Genomic DNA, 18,423 nt, shown 5'->3' with positions numbered 1-18,423 from the left:
CGCAAGCCGCCCAGCCTTGCGGTCGTGCCCTGGCACGACACCGCCCACTTCACGTCCAGTCGAACACAGCCGGGATCGGTGGTCGCTCAGTTCGCGACCTTCAGCCCGTCCAGGTGGCCCATCAGCTCACGGACAGCACTGCGCCCGGCCCGGTTCGCCCCGATCGTGCTGGCCGAAGGCCCGTACCCCACGAGGTGAATCCGCGGATCGGACACCACACGGGTGCCGTCCACCTGGATCCCGCCACCGGAAGCCCTCAACCGCAACGGGGCGAGGTGGTCCAGGTCGTGCCGGAACCCGGTGGCCCACAGGATGACGTCGGCGTCGAAACGCTCCCCGGAAGCCCACTCGACTCCGGAAGGAGTGACCCGCTCGAACATCGGCTTGCGGTCCAGCACCCCGGACGCGATGGCCGCGCGGGTCTGGTCGGTCAGCGCCAGCCCGGTGACGCTGACGACGCTGCGCGGGATCAGGCCGGCCCGGACGCGTTCCTCGACCATGCCGACCACCCAGCGGCCGTAGTCCTCGGTGAACGGGCCCTCCCGCCACACCGGTTCGTGCCGCGTGACCCAGCGGGTCTCCGCTGCGAAAGGAGCGAGTTCCACGAGCAACTGCGTGGCCGACGCGCCGCCGCCCACGACCACGACGCGCTTACCGGCGAACTCTGCGGGGCCCTGGTAGTCGGCGGTGTGGAGCTGGCGGCCCTGGAACGTCTCCTGGCCCGGGTAGTGCGGCCAGAACGGGCGGCGCCACGTGCCGGTCGCGTTGATCAGGCCACGCGTGGTCCAGACGCCGTCCGAGGTCTCGACCTTGAGCAGCGCGCCGTCGTTGACCACCTGGGTGACGTTCACCGGACGGACGACGGGAAGGTCGAAGAGCTGTTCGTAGCGGGCGAAGTAGGACGGGATGGCCTCGTTCGCGCGTTCGTCGGGTGCGGGCTGCTCGAACGGCATGCCGGGCAGTTCGTGGATGCCGTGCACGGTCCGCATGCGCAGGCTCGGCCACCGGTGCAGCCAGGCGCCGCCGGGCGAGTCGTTCGCGTCCAGCACCACGTGCTCGACGCCGCGCCGCTGCAAGAAGTACGAGGCGGACAGGCCCGCCTGTCCCGCGCCGATCACCACCACATCCGTCACATCACGGTCAACGGAAGGAGGCCGCCGGTTCTTCTCACCTGTGAGCTACAAAACATCGGGCAAAAGGTTCGGACGACCGCTAACTTCCGGCAGCGTGCACCTACTTCTGACGCTGGCGTTGCTCGCGGCACCCGTTCCCACCACGACGGCCTCCTACGCGGTCTACGACCGGATCACGCACACGTTGACCGGCCGGGACGTGCACAAGCCGATCAGATCCGCCTCGCTGGTGAAGATCCTGATCGCGATCGAACAGCTGGAGACGCGCGGCGACGACCCGCGCATCGAACCGATGTTGCGCGTCAGCGACGACAACGCGGCGAGCGAGCTGTGGGTGGAGAACGGCTGGGACCAGCTGGTCGTGCGCACGGCCGAGCGGTTGAAGCTCAAGGACACGAGGCCACCGGAGAAGCGCGGCATGTGGGGCTACACGGCCGTGAGCGCCTATGACGTCGTGAAGATCTACCGGTATCTGCTGGAGGACGCGAAGCCGAAGGTGCGGCGCACGATCATGGGACACCTGCAGCGGGCCGAGAAGTGCGCGTCGGACGGGTTCGACCAGTCGTTCGGGCTACCGTCCGCCACGTGGAGGCCCGCGTTCAAGCAGGGCTGGTCGGGGTTCGGCGACCCGACGAAGCCGTGCGTCGACAGGCCGCGCCCGCGCATCCAGTGGGAGCTGGACACGAAGTCGCCTGCCCTGCACACGTCCGGGACGTGCCTGTTCAGCATCGTCGTGGTGCTGACGCTGCATCCCGAGGGCACGACCTACGAGAAGGCGGCGAAACGAGTTACCCAGCTCACGGAAGAAGTGACCAAGCATCGGTGTTGATCGATGTATGAGCCGTCTGAGTGAGATCCCGCTGTCCGTACTCGACCTCGCGCCCATCACGTCGGGGTCGGACGCGACGACCGCGCTGCGGAACTCGCGGGAACTCGCTCAGCAGGCCGAACGCCTCGGCTACCACCGCTACTGGTTCGCCGAGCACCACAACATGCCCGGCATCGCCTCGTCCGCGCCGGCCGTGCTGATCGGGCACATCGCGGACGCCACGTCGACGATCCGCGTCGGCTCCGGCGGCGTCATGCTGCCCAACCACGCGCCGCTCGTGGTGGCCGAGCAGTTCGGCATGCTCGAAGCGCTGCACCCCGGCCGCATCGACCTCGGCATCGGCCGCGCGCCCGGCACCGACCAGAAGACGGCGCGGGCGTTGCGGCGCACCGAAGCCGGTCTCTCCGCGGAGAACTTCCCGCAGGAGCTGACCGAGCTGATCAAGTACTTCGAGGGCACCGCGGACCTCAACGCCGTGCCCGCCGCGGGCAACAAGCCGCCGATCTGGCTGCTCGGCTCGTCGGGTTACAGCGCGCAGGCCGCGGGTCTGCTGGGCCTGCCCTTCGCGTTCGCCCACCACTTCAGCGCCCAGAACACGCTGCCGGCGCTGGAGCTGTACCGGCGGCACTTCCGGCCGTCCGAGGTCCTGCAGGAGCCCTACGCGATGGTGTGCGCCTCGGTGATCGTCGCCGACACCGACGAGCACGCCCGGTACATCGCGGGCCCGGGAGCGCTCTCGTTCGTGCGGCTGCGTCAGGGCAGCCCGGCACCGCTGGCCACGCCGCAGGAGGCGGCGGACTACCCGTACACCGAGATCGACGAGCTGGTGATCGAGGACCGCATGTCGAGCCAGATCATCGGATCCCCCTCAACGGTCCGTTCGGGGCTCGACGAGTTGATGGAGTCGACGGCGGCCGACGAGCTCATGGTGACAACGATCGTGCACGGGCACGAAGACCGCCTTCGTTCGTTCGAACTCCTCGGCGATGTGGCCGAACGGACGCCGTCGATGGGCCGTTCAGCCGCACATACGTGAGTCGGTCAGGCGTGACCTTCACGTTTTGTACGACTGACACTGCTCTGAACGGGTGATAAACGGCTCCGCTTGTAGCGCGCGGCACACAGTGGGCGATGATCGGTATGAGCGCGCACGCCCCCCGACGCGCTCCCTAGCATCACCTGCGGCCTCGGTCGCATCGGACGGCGTGGGGCCGGCGCACTGTGTGGCGCCGCCCACGCCGCCCATTACGAGTCGGCCACGGCCCGGCACCAGGTCCGCTTCTTCAGGCCTCTTTCGTTCGCACTGCCCCTTCAGCACCGTCACAGTTGACGTGAGTCGCTCACACCCACCGCCGGGGTGGGAAAGGGGAGTTCGTGAAGTTCGCCAAATCGGCCGCGGGCCTGTGCCTGTTGCTGGCCGTGGCGGGATGTGCGGGCCCCAGTGTCGCCGTCACTCCCAACGAGAACCTGACAGTCGAGCAGCGAGCTGAGACGCCCAGCGCGTCCGGTGCCGCAGCCTTCGGCACCCAACGCGTGTGGGCCTCCGGCCTGTCCGTCGTGGTGTCCGCTCCCCGTTCCCTCGCGCCGTCCGCGACGGCGATCCCCCCGGCCAAGCGCACGGCGGTCTTCACGATCACCGTCTACAACGGCTCCAAGTCGCCCTACCGCTCCTCCCAGCTCGCCGTACGCGCACTCGCGGACGGCCAGCCCGCCGCCGAGCTGGTCGACTCCGTGCAGGGCCTCAACGGCCTCGCCGCAGCCGTCGCCGAACTCCCGCCGGGCCGTGACACCCAGCTCCAGCTGGCGTTCGCCGTACCGGAGTCGGCAGTGCGGATGGAGCTGACGATCCAGCCGGGCGGACAGGGCCAGGACGCGCCCACCGTCTTCGAGGGCCAGGCGTAGTCCCCCGAATAGGCTCAGGGCATGACCAGTCGTCTCGAACCTGGTGACACGGCGCCCGCGTTCACGCTGCCCGACAGCGAGGGCAAGCCGGTGTCCCTGTCCGACTACCTCGGCAAGTCCGTGGTCGTGTACTTCTACCCGGCCGCGAGCACGCCGGGCTGCACCAAGCAGGCCTGCGACTTCCGCGACAACCTCGGAGTCCTCGCCGACTCCGGCTACGAGGTCGTCGGCATCTCGCCGGACAAGCAGGAGAAGCTCGCGAAGTTCCGCGACGCCGAAGGCCTGACCTTCCCGCTCCTCGGCGACCCGGACAAGAAGGTCCTCACCGAATGGGGCGCCTTCGGCGAAAAGCAGAACTACGGCAAGACCGTCCAGGGTGTGATCCGCTCGACGTTCCTCGTCGGCCCGGACGGCAAGATCGTCAAGGCCATGTACAACGTCCGCGCCACCGGCCACGTCGCCAAACTCCTGCGCGAACTCCCCGCCTGACCTTTCACCTCACCTGAGGCCGCCGTCGCTTTGGTTGCGACGGCGGCCCTTTTTTCAGGTATGTTGGACCCGAGGGCGCGCAACAATGCCGCCCCTGTTCCGGTGAGGGTGATACACCGTGTGTCGTTTGACGGCACCTAACGGCCCCGACATCCCGTCTGATTTCATCTTGCGAGTCCACTTCCCCACGCGCGGCGGCTGACCAGGCTTTTTCGCCTACCATCACCCGTTCTCCTCAACACGCACGCCTAGCGCTGCGTGCATTTCGTGCTGGGAAAATTCAATGCTCAAGTGGATCCTGCTAGCCCTCGCCGTAGGCGCGGAAGTCTTCGCAACCCTCTGCCTCAAATACTCGGACGGCTTCACCAAACCCTGGCCCACAGCCGGCCTCGCAACCGGCTTCCTAACGGCCCTCTACCTGGAATCACTAGTGATCAGAATGGGCGTCCCGGTAGCCATCACCTACGCCATCTGGGCAGGCGCAGGCATAGCCCTGGTGGCCATCACCAGCCGAGTCCTCTTCTCTGACCCACTCAACCTGGCCATGCTCGCCGGCATGGCCCTGATCGCCGCAGGCGTCTGCGTCGTGTCGGTGGCCTCCCACGCCCAGGCGGCCGTCTAATCTCGTTTGGGTGGGCTTAGAAATCGAGGCCGTCTCCAAACTCGGCCAGTCAGTAGCGCTCCGAGCCGCCACCGAGTGGCTGGCAAGCCACACCGATGAGCGAACCGCGTCCCTGGCCGAACTGGCCGCGGCCGAACTCTCCAAGCCCACCCAGCGAGCCAAACTCCAGACCTTGGTCGAGCACATCGGCCACCAGGTGACCGAACAGCTGGAATCGGCCTTGGAACGCTTCACCGACGACGACATCGCCTCCTCCCTCACCGCAGTGGAGGAGGCGATGTCGTCCATCGACCTGTCCGACGCCGCCCTCCTGGCCGACGACGCCGACCCGGAAGTTTTGGCCCACCGCATCCGTAGCTCACTACCCCGCGCAGATCTGGGCCGCTGCTACGAGATCGCGCTCGATCAGTCGTGCCGCTACCTCGTGCAGATCATCAGAAACCTGCCGTCGTTCCAGCCGCGTGCCCTCGCCGAGGTCCTGTCCCGCGCCACCGCCAGTGCCGCGATGCTCGATGACGTCCTGTCCCGACTCCCCCGCACCTCGCTCTACGCGCCTCAGGGCACCGACAACGACGACGAGTTCCGAGACGAGTACCTCCGCTTTATCTGCACCAACCTGGACAAGCTCGAACTCCTGGGCCTGTCCATGAAAGACCGCCCACGCCTGGCGCTGAGCGTCGCCTACCTGAGCCTCACCGTGTCAGGCCAGAAACGAGAACGCGGCAACTGGTTCAGCGAGATCGACAACCACGCGCACTCGGGGATGCGCGTCGAGTCGGCGTTGGTGAAGCGCACTTTCGTGCGCGGCGAAGCGGGTTCCGGCAAGACGACGCTGCTCGACTGGCTGGCCGTCACCTCTGCTCGCAACGGATTCACCGGCCGGATGAAGAACTGGGACGGGATGGTGCCGTTCCCGATCAGGTTGCGCGAGTATGCCGACGATCCCCTGCCGACGAAGCCGGAAGAGTTCATCTCCGGTTGGTTGAGCGGGATCATGCCAACGGGCTGGGTCCACCGCGTTCTTTTGGCAGGCAAAGGACTCGTTCTGGTAGACGGGGTAGATGAGGTTCCGCCGCAGAAGCGCCCGAAGGTCCGGGAGTGGCTGCGCGAACTCATCCAGGCCTTCCCCGAGGCACGAGTCGTCGTGACGGCACGTCCGGCCGCCACGGATGAGAAGTGGTTGGCAGAACTGGGTTTCTCCTCTGTCGAACTGGAGCAGATGAGCCCTGGCGACGTGAAGGCATTCCTGCAACGCTGGCACGAAGCAGCCGAGGCACCCGAGGAAGCGCAACGACGACTCCTCACCCAACTCGAAAGCCGCCAACACCTGCAAGCGCTGGCCGCTTCGCCCCTGCTGTGCGCGATGTTGTGCGCGTTGAACCTTGGACGGGTGTCAGAGCTACCGCACAACCGGATGGAGTTGTACGCGGCGGCGCTCACGATGCTGCTCGACCTGCGCGACGCCGAACGCGGCATCGCCCGCATCCTGACCACTTCAGACAAAACGGTGCTGCTGCGAGATCTAGCCTGGCGCCTGCAGTTGGGCGGGTTGTCACAGCTGCCGAAGACCAAAGTCCGCGAGCACGTGACTCGCAAGATCCGCTCGATGCCCAACGTCGACGAGGACCCGGAAGCCATCCTCACGCACTTACTGGAACGCAGCGGTGTCCTCCGTGAACCAATACCCGGCAAGGTCGACTTCGTGCACCGAACGTTCCAGGAGTACCTGGCTGGCGCGGAGGCGATGCAGGACGGCCAGGTCGAGACCCTGGTCGCCCACGCCCACCTGGACTCGTGGACGCAGACGATCGTGCTGGCCTGCGGACACGGCCAGCGAACCCAGGTGACGGAACTGCTGACCGACGTACTCGCCAGAGCCGATCGCGAACCGCGCAAAGCCCGCCGGCTTCGGCTACTCGCCGCCGCGTGCCTGGAGACCGTCAGCGACGTTGATGCCGACGTGTGCGACCAGATCGACACGATCATCAGGGAGCGGCTGGTACCACCACGAAGCGACAAGGAGACCATGTCGCTCGCCACGATCGGCCACCGTGTGCTCCGCCACCTCCCGGCCTCACTCGAAGAACTCACTGAAGCTTCAGCAGCAGCAACGGTGCGCAGCGCGGCACTTGTGGCATCGCCGGAAGCCATAACCAAGCTCGCCGGGTACGCGAGGGATCCGCGACCGAATGTTCAAGAGGCGCTGATGAAAGCGTGGCTGAGCTTCGATGTCCAACGGTATGCGGAAGAGGTTCTGGCAGACGCGCCACTGGTGAATGGGCTCGCCACGGTCGAGTCACCTCGGCTATTCCCCCACCTGTGCCTACTTCGCCACCTGACCCACGTGGACGTCTGGCTGTCACTGGACGAGCCACAGATGAGTCTGAGCTTCGTAGAGGATCTACCTCCACTGCTGTACCTCTACACTCACCTACAGGGAGCGATAGATCTCAGCCCTCTTGCTGGGACGAGGACGCTGATGATCATTCTCGGGGGCGCCCAGCGCTACACGAACAAGGAAAGCCTCCCGGAGGTCCGCTCCTCTCTAGGCCTCTACCAGCGCGAGCCGTGGCAAAGTCTCGACTTCCTCCGCGGTAGGTCGATGCGAACCCTGCAACTCAGCAAAGTGGATCCGGATTGCGATGTGAGTGCACTCGCTGAAGTGATCGGCCTGCGGTCCCTTTACTGCCGAGGCTGGAGCGATCCGAAGATTATGTCCGCGCTACCGGTCCTGGAGTTTCTCGCACTCACCGGCCGCGAGCCAATTGACGTGCGTCCGCTGCGTGATCGGTCGCTGAAACTGCAACTGTACAAGCGGTGCACCTACGTCGGGGTCGAAGAGCTCGGCCCCGACGTCAAGGTCGAATGGCGCGGCTAGGCCAGCTTGCGCAGGTACGGGACCAGGAGCTTGAGGGCGCGGCCCCGGTGGGACTCCGCGTCCTTCTCCTCCGCCGTCATCTCGGCTGACGTGATCTCGTAGCCCTCAGGCACGAAGATCGGGTCGTAGCCGAAGCCGTTGGTGCCGCGACGGGCCCGCAGCAACGTGCCACGCCACTCGCCACGAACGACAATCTCTTCGCCACCGGGCACAACGAGAGCTACGACCGAGACGAAGGCCGCGCCGCGGCGCTCGTCCGGCACGTCGCCGAGCTGGCCCAGCAGCAGGTCCAGGTTGGCGTCGTCGTCGCCGTGACGACCGGACCAGCGCGCGGACAGCACGCCGGGCATGCCGTTCAGCTCATCGACGGCAAGCCCGGAGTCGTCGGCCACGGACACGAGCCCCGTGGCCGCAGCGGCGTCGCGGGCCTTCGCCAGCGCGTTGCCCTCGAAGTCCGGCGCGGTCTCGGGGGCCTCCGGGAACGAAGGCACGTCCGACAGCGACAGCACCTCGATGCCGTCGAGCGACTCCGAGACCACGATGCGCTGCAGTTCGCGGAGCTTCTTCGCGTTGCGGGAAGCCAGGAGCAGCTTCACTTGCGACCACCGGACTTGGGCTCCGGCAGGATGCCGGGGTAGGGCAGAGCGAGAGCCTCGGCCTGCAGGCGGTTGAGCTCGGCGCAGCCCTGGAGGGCGATGTCGAGCATGCGGTCCAGAGTGGAGCGGGCGAACGTCGCGCCCTCGCCGGTGCCCTGGACCTCGATCAGCGTGCCCGCGTCGGTGGCGACGACGTTCATGTCGACCTCCGCTCGCGAGTCCTCCTCGTACGGCAGGTCGAGACGCACTCGGCCGTCGACCACGCCGACCGAGATGGCGGAGACCGCGCACGACAGGGGTGACGGGTCGGCCAGGCGGCCCGCTGCGCCCAGGTACGTCACCGCGTCGGCCAGTGCCACGTAGGCGCCGGTGATCGCGGCGGTACGGGTGCCGCCGTCGGCCTGGATGACGTCGCAGTCGATGACGATGGTGTTCTCGCCCAGAGCTGCGAGGTCGATGCAAGCCCTGAGAGAACGGCCGATCAGGCGCGAGATCTCGTGCGTGCGGCCGCCGATGCGGCCCTTCACGGACTCGCGGTCGCTGCGGCTGTGCGTGGCCGAGGGGAGCATCGCGTACTCGGCCGTCACCCAGCCGAGGCCGGAGCCCTGGCGCCACCGGGGGACGCCTTCGGTGACACTCGCGGCGCACAGCACGCGGGTGTTCCCGAACTCGATCAGGACCGAGCCCGCGGGCCAGGTCTGATATCCACGCGTGATCCGGATGTCACGCAACACGTCGTCGTTTCGGCCGTCGCTTCGCACCACGGCGCCTACCCTAATGAACCCTGCGGAGCGCCATGGCGTAGGGAGATACATGCTGACGATCGACGGTATTCCGCTTCACCCGTTGCTGGTGCACGCGGTGGTCGTGCTGTTGCCTCTCGCGGCGCTCAGTTCGGTCGCGATCGCGCTGGTCCCGGCCTGGCGGCGCCGGTACGCGTGGCCCGTTCTCGGGGTCACGCTGGCCGGTGTGGCGGCGGTCCCGGTGGCCAAGCAGGCCGGCGAGGACCTCCAGGCCGCGCTCGCGAAGAACGGCGTGCAGAACCCCGCCATCCAGACGCACGCCGACCTCGGCACCATGCTGCTGCCCATCGCGCTCGGGTTCGGTGTCGCGGTGATCGCGCTGCTGGTCGCGGGCAGGCTGGCGGATCGCGAACGCCAGGCGGAGGCACCCACCACGAAGACGTGGCGGGTGATCTCAGTCGTGGTGTCCGTGCTGGTCGTGCTGCTCGCGGTCGGAACGACGGTGCAGACCGTGCGGGCGGGTCACAGCGGGTCGGACGCGGTGTGGAGCGGTGTCGGGAGCTGAAGCGGCGACGTCGCCGACTGCTTCAACGTCCGCGTGACCGTGCAGAACTGCTCCACGGCGCGCCGGACGACGGTCTCGAGAGCCTCCGGGTCGTCCACGGCGGACAGGTCGTACGAGAGCGTCACCGGGATGGAGATCACCTCGTTGCCGCTCTCGGACTGGACCGCGTCCGCCTCCGCTGTCAGCTGATCGCCGCCTGTCCGCCGCAGGATCAACGTCTCCGACGTCACCATCGCGCAGCCCGCGGCGGCCGCGACCAGCAGTTCGACCGGGCTGAACGAGCCCTCCTGGCCCTTGCGGCCGATCCGCACCGACGCGCCGCGCCCGTTGGAAGCGACGAACTCGTGCTCGCCGACGCGCTCCAGGTTGATCATGTCCGCTCCCCCACCTCGTACCGGCCGCCCTGCACGACCAGCTCACTCGGCCCGCCGAACGCGGACCGCGCCTCCCGCAGCACGTCCTCACGCGACGTCCACGGCGGCACGTGCGTGATCAGCAACCGCCCGGCGCCCGCTCGCTCAGCCAGTTCCCCCGCCTCGCGCCCGGACAGGTGCAGGCCGGCCTGCCGGTCCGGGGAGTGCGTCCAGCTCGCCTCGCTCAGCACCACGTCGGCGCCGGAGGCCAGCGAGTCCAGCGCAGGACACGGTCCGCTGTCCCCGGTGTAGGCGAGCGTGACCCCGCCGCAGGAGATCCGGAACCCGTAGGCCTCGCAAGGATGCGCAACGACAGCGGAGTCCACGGTGAACGGTCCGATGTGGACCGGAGAGCCCAGGCCGTGGAACGAGAACACGTCGCTGAAGTCCAGCGACGACCGCTCGGCCTCGTTCGGCGCGTAGGCCGCGATGAACCGCGAGTGCGCCTCGGCGGGCGCGTAGACCGGCAGAGCCGAGGCAGGCGGCTCAGGATGGTACTTCCGTGCCACGTACAGAGAAGACACGTCGACGCAGTGATCGGGATGCAGGTGCGAGAGCACCAGCGCGTCCATCGAGAACAGCGGCCGCTCCTCCTGGAACCGCGACAGCACGCCGTTGCCGAACTCCAGCGCCAGCGTGAACCCGTCGGCCTCCAGCAGATAACCCGACGCCGCCGCGCCGGGTCCGGGGATGCTGCCGGAGCAGCCGAGCACGGTCAGCAGCACATCAGCCCCACTGTTCGAAGGTCGGCAGGAACCGCGCGGCGAGCTTCGCGAACCGCTCGGGCGGACCGGTGCACGTCACCCGGTGCAGAGCAGGTTCGGAGGCGAACTCGTCGCGTTCGGTCAGCAGCCGCACGACGTCCTTCACCGTCTCCTCGGCGCTCGACACCAGCGTCACGTGCTCGCCCATGACGATCTGGATCACGCCGGTCAGCAACGGGTAGTGCGTGCAGCCGAGCACGACCGTGTCGACCTCGGCGCGCTGCAACGGTTCCAGGTAGGCCTGCGCCAGCCCGAGCACTTGCCGCCCGGAGGTGACGCCGCGCTCCACGAAGTCGACGAACCGCGGGCACGCCGCCGCCGTCACGGTCACGTCGCGCGCCGCCTGGAACGCGTCCTGATAGGCGTGCGAGTTGATCGTGCCCACAGTGGCGATCACGCCGACACGACCGCTGTGGGTCGTCCGGACAGCGCGGCGCACGGCGGGAAGGATCACCTCGACCACCGGCACGTCGTAGCGCTCACGGGCGTCGCGGAAGCAGGCGGCGGACGCGGTGTTGCACGCGATCACCAGCATCTTCGCGCCTTCGTCCACGAGCCGGTCGCAGATCTCCAACGCGTGCTTGCGCGCCTGTGCGATCGGTAGCGGCCCGTAGGGACCGTTGGCCGTGTCGCCGATGTAGTGGATCGACTCGCCCGGCAACTGATCCATGATCGCGCGGGCGACCGTCAGGCCGCCGACGCCCGAGTCCATGATCCCGATCGTCACGCCGTGAATGTAGCCGGTGCGCTGGTGCGGCGGTTGTCGCGGGAAACACCCCACGCAGCCAGAACGCCGCCGATTGCGCCGAACAGGTGGCCTTCCCAGGACACTCCCGGCTGACCCGGCAGCACGCCCCACAGCGCGGCGCCGTACAGCGCGAACACGCCGACCGCGATCACCAGCTGCAGCCACGAGCGCGCGAAGATCCCGCGCACGAGCAGGAACGCCAGGAACCCGAACACCAGCCCGGACGCGCCGATGTGGCTGCCGGGGCTGCCGAACACCCACACGCCCAGCGTCGAGGCCAGCCAGATGATCGCGGTGACCTGGAAGAACTGCTTGAGGCCGCCCGAGGTCGCGAGGAACCCGAGCAGCAGCAACGGAACGGCGTTGCCGGTGAGGTGACTCCAGTCGCCGTGGATCAACGGCATCCACAGCAGGTTGTCCCACTGGCTGAAGTCGCGCGGCCGCACGCCGTCGTCCTCCAGCGAGCCGCCGGTCGCCACGTCGAAGGCCTCGACCAAGTAGAGGAACCCGACGAATCCGGCCACGACGAACAACGACAGCACTGGATGTGGCGGTATTACCCGTTTCGCGAGCGCGGTGCGGTCCACTCGTCCAGGGTACGTGCCGATTAGGGTGGTTGGGTGTCGATCGAAGTAGCCGTACGCGCGTCCGCCCAGCTCGGCGAGGGCCCGACGTGGGACCACAGCAGTTCCACGTTGCTGTGGGTGGACATCCTCGCCTCCGAGGTGCACCGGTACGCACCCGCGCGCGACGACGACGCGGTGCTCGCGGTGCCGCAGCACGTGGGTGCCGCCAAGCCGCGTGCGCAGGGCGGGATCGTCTGCAACCTGCGGGACGGCATCGCCCTGATCGACCGCGACGGCGCCAAGAGCTGGCTCGTCTACTGGGCGCGCGAGGGCGTGCGCGGCAACGACGCGGGCATCGACCCGTCGGGCCGGCTGTGGGCGGGCACGATGCGCTACGACCAGGCCGCCGACGAGGGCTGGCTCGCCAGGATCACCGGCGACGGCGCCGCGAAGGTCATGGTGGACAAGGTGAACACGAGCAACGGCGTCGGCTGGAGCCCGGACGCGAAGCTCATGTACTACATCGACACGCCGACCCGCCGCATCGACGTCCTCGACTTCGACAACGCCACCGGCACCGTCGCGAACCGCCGCCCGCTCACCCACGTCGGCAACACCGACGGCTGGCCGGACGGGCTCACCGTGGACGCCGACGGGTGCGTGTGGGTCGCGCTGTGGGGTGGGCACGCCGTGCGCCGCTACACGCCTCAGGGCGAGCTCGACCGCGAGATCGAACTGCCGGTCGACAACCCGACGGCGTGCTGCTTCGGCGGACCGGACTTCACCGACCTCTACGTCACGTCGGCGCGCGTCGGGCTCTCGGACCAGGCGCTGATGGACCGGCAGCTCAACGGCTCCGTGCTGGTGCTGCCCGGCGCCGGGCAGGGCGTGCCGAGCGTCGCGTTCAACGGCTGACCGAGCTGCTCGGACACGGTCGGGAACCGGCCTCCGCAGGCTGTCGCAGGGGTCCCCTCGATCTGGGGACCCCTACATCACAACGTACTCGGCACCACCGACAAGATCGTCGGGCTAAGCCCAGAGGTGGCCGTCGAGCCTGGCGGCCGCCTCGTCCAGCGTTCCGGCGTAGGCGCCGGTGGACAGGTACTTCCACCCCGCGTCGGCCACCACGAACACGATCTCCGCGGCCTTCCCCGCCACCTCGGCCTTCTGCGCCACGGCCAGCGCGGCGTGCAGGATCGCGCCCGTCGAGATGCCCGCGAAGATGCCCTCGGTCTCCAGCAGCTGCCGGGTGCGGCGCAACGCGTCGTAGGAGCCGACCGAGTACCGCCCGGTCAGCACCGACTCGTCGTACAGCTCTGGCACGAAGCCCTCGTCGAGGTTGCGCAGCCCGTAGACCAGCTCGCCGTACCGGGGCTCGGCGGCGATGATCTGCACGTCCGGCTTGGCCTCGCGCAGGTACCGCCCGACGCCGACGAGCGTGCCCGTCGTGCCGAGCCCGGCGACGAAGTGCGTGATCTCCGGCAGGTCCTTGAGGATCTCCGGGCCCGTGCCGCGGAAGTGCGCCTCCGCGTTCGCCGGGTTGCCGTACTGGTAGAGCATCACCCAGTCCGGGTTCTGCTTCGCGATCTCCTTCGCCGTGGCGACGGCCTGGTTCGACCCTCCGGCGGCGGGCGAGAACACGATGCGCGCGCCGTACGCCTGCAGCAGCTGCTTGCGCTCGGTCGAGGTGTTCTCCGGCATCACGCACACCAGGCCGTAGCCCTTGAGCTTCGCGGCCATGGCGAGCGAGATGCCGGTGTTGCCGGACGTCGGCTCCAGGATCGTCGCGCCGGGACGCAGCACGCCGTCCCGCTCCGCCGCCTCGATCATGGCCAGCGCCGGCCGGTCCTTGATCGAGCCGGTCGGGTTGCGGTCCTCGAGCTTCGCCCAGATGCGCACGTTCTCGGACGGCGACAGGCGCGGCAGGCCCACCAGCGGTGTGCCGCCGAGCGCGTCCAGGAGCGAGTCGTAGCGGGCCATCGGGAAGATCAGCCGCCCGCGACGGCCGGGAGGATGGTGACGTTGTCGCCGTCCTTCACCTCGGCCGCGAGGCCACCGGAGAAGCGCACGTCCTCGTCGTTGACGTAGACGTTGACGAAGCGGTGCAGCGTCCCCTCCTTGACCAGGCGGGCCTTGAGGCCGCCGTGGTTGTTCTCCAGGTCGTCGATGACCTCGGCGAGCGTCGTACCGGCAGCGGACACCGACTTCTCGCCCCCGGTGTGGGTGCGCAGGATGGTCGGGATCGACACGGTGACTGCCATGGTGGTTCTACCTCCGGGAAACGGGTGCAACTCAGGATTCGACGATCTTGACCGGTTCCTCGGTCACGACACCGTCGACGATGCGGTACGACCGCAGCTCGTGCTCGATCGGGTCACGCGTGGAGACCAGCACGTAGTGCGCCTCCGGCTCGCCCGCGAACGAGATGTCGGTGCGGGACGGGTACGCCTCCGTGGCGGTGTGCGAGTGGTAGATGACCACCGGCACCTCGTCGTTCGCGTCCATCCCGCGCCACACCTTGAGCTGCTCGGCCGCGTCGAACCGGTAGAACGTGGGCGACCGCTCCGCGTTCTCCATCTCGATGAAGCGCTCAGGGCTGTCGGACCCGTACGGCCCGGCGATCACCCCGCACGCCTCGTCGGGATGGTCGCGGCGCGCGTGGGCCACCATCGCGTCCACCAGGTCACGGCGAATCACCAGCACGCGCTCAATCCTACGGGCTGGCCGGAGTTGTCTCGGTATGCGAGATACCCACGTCACGCAGCTTGATTTAGCTCTGGCTTATATTAGCAGCGGCTACTACAGTGACCGCCGTGCACGCGTTCGACGTACTCGGGGACCCGGTCCGCAGGCGAATCCTGGAACTGCTCGCCGGTGGTGAGCGGGCGGCCGGGGACGTCGGCGAAGTGGTCCAGGCCGAGTTCGGCATCACCCAGTCCGCCGTCTCGCAGCACCTGAAAGTGTTGCGGTCGAACGGGTTCGTCGAGGTCAGACCGTCCGGGACGCGGCGGCTGTACGCGGTGGCGCCCGACCCGTTGCGGGAGATCGACGCGTGGCTCGACCACTTCCGGCGGTTCTGGGAACCGCACCTCGACGCCCTCGCGACCGAGCTGGCACGAGGCAGACGTGAGCGAAGGCTGGAGGCAGAAGATGACTGACGCGGCTACGAGGACGAGAAGCTCGTCATCCGGCGGCACTACAAGGCCGGACGCGAGGACGTCTGGGACGCCATCACCACGCCGGAACGCCTGGTCAGGTGGTTCCTGCCGATCAGCGGCGAGCTGCGGCCCGGCGGCCGCTACCAGCTCGAGGGCAACGCGGGCGGCGAGATCGTCCGCTGCGACCGGCCCAGCGAGATCGTCCTGACCTGGGAGATCGGCGAGATGAACACCGACGTGCTGGTCCGGCTCGACGCGGACGGCGACTCGACGGTCCTCACGCTGACGCACTCCCCCATGCCCGGCGAGTTCGTCCCTGGCACCGGCGCAGGCTGGGAACTGGGGCTGGTGGCGCTGGAGAAGTACCTCGCGGACGAACTGCCCGAGGGACGCGCCGTCGACTGGATCGCCGCCTCCGCGCCGGAGGACCTGGCCGCGGCACACGCGCTGGCGGAGCAGCTCGCCGGAGAATGGGTCAAGGTGCTCGGATGAGGTTCACCAAGGAGATCGTGCTCGACCAGCCGATCGAACGAGTGCGGGTGCTCACGTCCGACCCGGCGCACGTCCACCACTGGCAGCCGGACCTCGTCAGCATCACCCAGCACGGCGAGACGCCCGGCGCGGCGGGCTCGACCGCGACGCTGACCTACCGGAAGTTCACCCTCGAAGAGACCGTGCTGGCCGCGACCGCCGACGAACGCACCTCCCGCTACGAGGCGCGCGGCATGGTCCACACGATCACCAACCGCTACTCGGCGATCGACGAGCACACCACCAGACTGGTGTCCGACAGCGAGATCGAGCTGTCCGGCCTGCTCAAGCTGGGCCGGAAGCTGCTGGAGAAGTCGCTGCGCGAGCAGTCCGAGCGCAACCTCGACAACTTCAAGGCGTTCATCGACGCCGGCTGAGCACCACCACGAGGTAGAGGGCGAGCAACGCCACTCCGCGCCGTCGTTGCGCCTGGTCGAGCCCGCGCCACGCGGTCAGCTCCGCCCACGCCGCGAACGGTGTGACGGCGACGCCTAGCTTCATCAGCACCTTCCCCAGCCCCGGTGGCACCAGGAACGCCGCGGCGAACAACCCTGCGGGCGCGACCACCGCCAGCTCCCTGCCGGGGATCTCCCGCGCCGCACCGGGCGGCGCCAGTTCGGACACGACACCTGCTGCCTGATCGATGACATCGGCCATGCCCGGCGGGTACCCACTCAGAGGTCGCGGAAAGCCGTCACACCGTTCAAGGACGTCGCCTCGCGCGTACCGGACACCACGGCCTCCGCGAACATCTCGGCGGCGGCGGCACACAGCGCGTCCAGCGCGAACACGCGCGGCTCCGCCAGCGGCACGGCACCGGTGGCCAGCGCGAACACCGTGTCACCGTCGAACATCGAGTGCGCGGGACGCACGGCGCGGGCGAGGCCGTCCTGCGCGGCCATCGCGAGCCGCTGACACTCCGCTTTGGACAGGTCCGCGTCCACCGCGACGACGCCGATCGTGGTGTTCAGGCCGTCGGGCTTGCGTTCGGGCAACACCACCGCGGACGTGCCGAGCGAGGGCAGCCACGGCAGACCGGACGCGCGGTCGACGACCTCGCCGGCCGCGTTCACCACGGCCAGGGCGCCGATCCGGTGCGCGCCGACCGTTGTCGAGGCGACGCCGACGCCGCCCTTCAGCGACCCGACCCGCGCACCGGCACCCGCGCCGACGCAACCGAGCTCGAAGGACTCCGAGGCCGCCTCGCAGGCCGCGTAGCCGAACGAGGAGTCCGGCCGGTTGCCCCACTCCGACATCGGCAGGTCGAAGATCACCGCTCCCGGCACGATCGGCACGACGTGGTGTGGCTGAGCGCCCACCTGGAAGCCGATCGAGCGTTCGGAGAGCCAGCGCATGACGCCGTCCGCCGCGGCGAGCCCGTAGGCGGACCCACCGCTCAGGCAGATCGCGTGCACCTGCTGGACCAGGTTCGACGGGTCCAGCAGGTCGGTCTCGCGGGTGCCGGGCGCGCCACCGCGGCCGTCGACGGCGCCGACGGCTCCCGCCGGCACCAGCACGACGGTCGTGCCCGTCGCCCAGCCCGGTTCGACGCGGTGGTGATGCCCGACGAGGACGCCGGGAATCACGGCATCATCGCTTCGACGAGCGTGTCCTGCACCCAGGTCAGCCAGTGGTACACGCCGAGGTGCGGCGAACGCGGGTCCTCCGGCGGCAGTTCGTCCGGCATGTCCTCGGTGACGTCCAGCGCGGTGCCCAGGGCCAGGCGCACGTCGTTGAGCGACGACATCCACGCCTCGGCCTCGGCGATGGTCAGCCGGAGCTCACCGCCGTCGGGCGAGCACGTCTTCAGCACGGTCTCGGCCGCGGCCGTCTTGTGGTCCAGAAGCTCCGGCTCGTGCAACGAGCGCAGCGCCGACGCCGAGTTGACCTCGTCCGGGTCGGGCGCGTCGTCGTCGAGACGGTGGAAGTCGGGCAACAGCCTGCCCAGGATCGGATCGTCGGGTGCCTCCGACGGGCCTGTCCTGATGCCGGTCAGCTCCGCGAGCTCGTCCTGCGGCGCGTCCTCGGCGCGGGCCAGCAGCATGTCCTGGATCTGGCTGACCAGACCGCGCACGACCGCGGCCTCCTGCCGATCCAGCCTGCCGACGACGACGTCGCCGTCGCGGATCCACCTCTTCACGAGGCCCGCTGCATGGTCGCCCAGAGTCCTGCCGCGTGGAGTTTCGCCACGTCGGCCTCCACCTTGTCCTTGGTGCCCGATGTCACGATCGCCTTGCCTTTGTGGTGCACGTCGAGCATCAGCTTGGTCGCATGGTCCCTGCTGAAGCCGAACAGCTTCTGAAACACGTACGTCACGTAGGACATCAGATTTACCGGGTCGTTCCAGACCACGGTCTGCCACGGCCGGTCCTCGGCTGCGATCTCCTCGCCGACGGCCTCCGGCTGCGTCCGTTCCTGTTCGACGGGCGTGGTCATACCGCCAATGGTGTCATGTTCGCCGCAGTGACGGAGACCGCGTGCGGGTA

25 protein-coding genes are annotated in these 18,423 nt (G+C 68.6%); 11 read left to right on the top strand and 14 right to left on the bottom strand.

What is annotated here, in order from left to right; translation table 11 throughout:
• Window positions 1-86: 86 nt before the first annotated feature.
• Window positions 87-1,133 (bottom strand): FAD-dependent oxidoreductase, encoded by a 1,047-nt coding sequence (locus tag ACIRG5_RS27560; RefSeq protein ID WP_402909535.1) that lies wholly within the window; start codon window positions 1,131-1,133, stop codon window positions 87-89.
• 94 nt (window positions 1,134-1,227) lie between these two features.
• Here ACIRG5_RS27560 and ACIRG5_RS27555 point away from each other — a divergent pair, with 94 nt between their 5' ends.
• The 6 genes from ACIRG5_RS27555 (at window position 1,228) to ACIRG5_RS27530 (ending at window position 7,853) form a co-directional block, all read left to right on the top strand.
• Window positions 1,228-1,962: a hypothetical protein gene (locus ACIRG5_RS27555; protein WP_402909532.1), complete on the top strand. Its 735-nt coding sequence runs from the start codon at window positions 1,228-1,230 to the stop codon at window positions 1,960-1,962.
• 7 nt (window positions 1,963-1,969) lie between these two features.
• Window positions 1,970-2,998, top strand: coding sequence for an LLM class flavin-dependent oxidoreductase (locus ACIRG5_RS27550; RefSeq protein ID WP_402909530.1), 1,029 nt, complete (start codon window positions 1,970-1,972; stop codon window positions 2,996-2,998).
• Window positions 2,999-3,336: 338 nt separating this feature from the next.
• Window positions 3,337-3,864, top strand: coding sequence for a hypothetical protein (locus ACIRG5_RS27545; RefSeq protein ID WP_319978095.1), 528 nt, complete (start codon window positions 3,337-3,339; stop codon window positions 3,862-3,864).
• Window positions 3,865-3,885: 21 nt separating this feature from the next.
• Window positions 3,886-4,353: a thioredoxin-dependent thiol peroxidase gene (gene bcp / locus ACIRG5_RS27540; protein ID WP_093598740.1), complete on the top strand. Its 468-nt coding sequence runs from the start codon at window positions 3,886-3,888 to the stop codon at window positions 4,351-4,353.
• A gap of 283 nt (window positions 4,354-4,636) precedes the next feature.
• Window positions 4,637-4,975: a DMT family transporter gene (locus tag ACIRG5_RS27535; RefSeq protein ID WP_402909527.1), complete on the top strand. Its 339-nt coding sequence runs from the start codon at window positions 4,637-4,639 to the stop codon at window positions 4,973-4,975.
• A 10-nt stretch (window positions 4,976-4,985) separates the two neighbouring features.
• A complete protein-coding gene (locus ACIRG5_RS27530; RefSeq protein WP_402909525.1) occupies window positions 4,986-7,853 on the top strand; it encodes an NACHT domain-containing protein in 2,868 nt (955 codons plus the stop codon).
• On the opposite strand, the gene rdgB is transcribed toward ACIRG5_RS27530, so the two are convergent.
• Entirely contained in the window at window positions 7,850-8,449 is a 600-nt protein-coding gene (rdgB, locus tag ACIRG5_RS27525; RefSeq protein WP_402909522.1) for an RdgB/HAM1 family non-canonical purine NTP pyrophosphatase, read from the bottom strand. The genes ACIRG5_RS27530 and rdgB overlap by 4 nt on opposite strands.
• Window positions 8,446-9,213, bottom strand: coding sequence for a ribonuclease PH (rph, locus tag ACIRG5_RS27520; RefSeq protein ID WP_402909520.1), 768 nt, complete (start codon window positions 9,211-9,213; stop codon window positions 8,446-8,448). Before rph ends, rdgB begins: the two co-directional genes overlap by 4 nt.
• A 49-nt stretch (window positions 9,214-9,262) precedes the next feature.
• Here rph and ACIRG5_RS27515 point away from each other — a divergent pair, with 49 nt between their 5' ends.
• Window positions 9,263-9,757, top strand: a complete 495-nt coding sequence (locus ACIRG5_RS27515) for a DUF2231 domain-containing protein (protein ID WP_402909517.1) — start codon at window positions 9,263-9,265, stop codon at window positions 9,755-9,757.
• On the opposite strand, the gene ACIRG5_RS27510 is transcribed toward ACIRG5_RS27515, so the two are convergent.
• Genes ACIRG5_RS27510 through ACIRG5_RS27495 form a run of 4 tightly spaced genes read right to left on the bottom strand, consistent with a single transcriptional unit; the run spans window position 9,715 to window position 12,269 of the window.
• Complete coding sequence (locus ACIRG5_RS27510) at window positions 9,715-10,131, bottom strand: OsmC family protein (RefSeq protein ID WP_402909514.1); 417 nt, start codon at window positions 10,129-10,131, stop codon at window positions 9,715-9,717. The two genes, ACIRG5_RS27515 and ACIRG5_RS27510, sit on opposite strands and share 43 nt — an antisense overlap.
• Window positions 10,128-10,895, bottom strand: coding sequence for an MBL fold metallo-hydrolase (locus ACIRG5_RS27505; RefSeq protein ID WP_402909512.1), 768 nt, complete (start codon window positions 10,893-10,895; stop codon window positions 10,128-10,130). Before ACIRG5_RS27505 ends, ACIRG5_RS27510 begins: the two co-directional genes overlap by 4 nt.
• Window position 10,896: 1 nt before the next feature.
• Window positions 10,897-11,646 carry a glutamate racemase gene (gene murI, locus ACIRG5_RS27500; RefSeq protein ID WP_402909952.1) on the bottom strand — a complete coding sequence of 250 codons (750 nt, stop codon included), beginning with the start codon at window positions 11,644-11,646 and terminating at the stop codon, window positions 10,897-10,899.
• A gap of 11 nt (window positions 11,647-11,657) precedes the next feature.
• Entirely contained in the window at window positions 11,658-12,269 is a 612-nt protein-coding gene (locus tag ACIRG5_RS27495) for a rhomboid family intramembrane serine protease (protein WP_330270604.1), read from the bottom strand.
• A 33-nt stretch (window positions 12,270-12,302) separates the two neighbouring features.
• Here ACIRG5_RS27495 and ACIRG5_RS27490 point away from each other — a divergent pair, with 33 nt between their 5' ends.
• On the top strand, window positions 12,303-13,163 hold the full coding sequence (locus ACIRG5_RS27490; protein ID WP_402909508.1) for an SMP-30/gluconolactonase/LRE family protein: 861 nt from the start codon (window positions 12,303-12,305) through the stop codon (window positions 13,161-13,163).
• Window positions 13,164-13,277: 114 nt separating this feature from the next.
• On the opposite strand, the gene ACIRG5_RS27485 is transcribed toward ACIRG5_RS27490, so the two are convergent.
• Genes ACIRG5_RS27485 through ACIRG5_RS27475 form a run of 3 tightly spaced genes read right to left on the bottom strand, consistent with a single transcriptional unit; the run spans window position 13,278 to window position 14,951 of the window.
• Window positions 13,278-14,228, bottom strand: coding sequence for a PLP-dependent cysteine synthase family protein (locus ACIRG5_RS27485; protein WP_402909506.1), 951 nt, complete (start codon window positions 14,226-14,228; stop codon window positions 13,278-13,280).
• An 8-nt stretch (window positions 14,229-14,236) separates the two neighbouring features.
• On the bottom strand, window positions 14,237-14,509 hold the full coding sequence (locus tag ACIRG5_RS27480) for a MoaD/ThiS family protein (protein WP_030479225.1): 273 nt from the start codon (window positions 14,507-14,509) through the stop codon (window positions 14,237-14,239).
• Between the two features lie 31 nt (window positions 14,510-14,540).
• Entirely contained in the window at window positions 14,541-14,951 is a 411-nt protein-coding gene (locus ACIRG5_RS27475; RefSeq protein ID WP_030479226.1) for a Mov34/MPN/PAD-1 family protein, read from the bottom strand.
• A gap of 110 nt (window positions 14,952-15,061) precedes the next feature.
• Between ACIRG5_RS27475 and ACIRG5_RS27470 the strand changes: the two genes are divergently transcribed.
• The 3 genes from ACIRG5_RS27470 to ACIRG5_RS27460 are packed head-to-tail and all read left to right on the top strand — an operon-like array spanning window position 15,062 to window position 16,314.
• Window positions 15,062-15,406, top strand: coding sequence for an ArsR/SmtB family transcription factor (locus tag ACIRG5_RS27470; protein WP_402909502.1), 345 nt, complete (start codon window positions 15,062-15,064; stop codon window positions 15,404-15,406).
• Window positions 15,407-15,433: 27 nt separating this feature from the next.
• A complete protein-coding gene (locus ACIRG5_RS27465) occupies window positions 15,434-15,898 on the top strand; it encodes an SRPBCC family protein (RefSeq protein ID WP_402909949.1) in 465 nt (154 codons plus the stop codon).
• Window positions 15,895-16,314 carry an SRPBCC family protein gene (locus ACIRG5_RS27460; RefSeq protein WP_402909499.1) on the top strand — a complete coding sequence of 140 codons (420 nt, stop codon included), beginning with the start codon at window positions 15,895-15,897 and terminating at the stop codon, window positions 16,312-16,314. The genes ACIRG5_RS27465 and ACIRG5_RS27460 overlap by 4 nt, the downstream gene beginning before the upstream one ends.
• Here ACIRG5_RS27460 and ACIRG5_RS27455 read toward each other — a convergent pair.
• Genes ACIRG5_RS27455 through clpS form a run of 4 tightly spaced genes read right to left on the bottom strand, consistent with a single transcriptional unit; the run spans window position 16,298 to window position 18,373 of the window.
• The gene (locus ACIRG5_RS27455; RefSeq protein WP_402909496.1) at window positions 16,298-16,594 is read right to left on the bottom strand and encodes a hypothetical protein; all 297 of its coding nucleotides are present in this window, start codon (window positions 16,592-16,594) and stop codon (window positions 16,298-16,300) included. The genes ACIRG5_RS27460 and ACIRG5_RS27455 overlap by 17 nt on opposite strands.
• A 17-nt stretch (window positions 16,595-16,611) precedes the next feature.
• Window positions 16,612-17,523, bottom strand: a complete 912-nt coding sequence (locus tag ACIRG5_RS27450; RefSeq protein WP_402909493.1) for a P1 family peptidase — start codon at window positions 17,521-17,523, stop codon at window positions 16,612-16,614.
• Entirely contained in the window at window positions 17,520-18,077 is a 558-nt protein-coding gene (locus ACIRG5_RS27445; RefSeq protein WP_319978081.1) for a DUF2017 domain-containing protein, read from the bottom strand. The genes ACIRG5_RS27450 and ACIRG5_RS27445 overlap by 4 nt, the downstream gene beginning before the upstream one ends.
• Complete coding sequence (gene clpS / locus ACIRG5_RS27440) at window positions 18,074-18,373, bottom strand: ATP-dependent Clp protease adapter ClpS (protein WP_093598701.1); 300 nt, start codon at window positions 18,371-18,373, stop codon at window positions 18,074-18,076. Before clpS ends, ACIRG5_RS27445 begins: the two co-directional genes overlap by 4 nt.
• Window positions 18,374-18,423 lie beyond the last annotated feature (50 nt).

Origin of the sequence: Lentzea sp. NPDC102401 (assembly GCF_044765805.1) — a bacterium.
Classification (GTDB): Bacteria; Actinomycetota; Actinomycetes; order Mycobacteriales; family Pseudonocardiaceae; genus Lentzea; species Lentzea sokolovensis.
The sequence above is the reverse complement of the archived record's forward strand: the minus strand, read 5'-3'. Positions and strand labels throughout refer to the sequence as shown.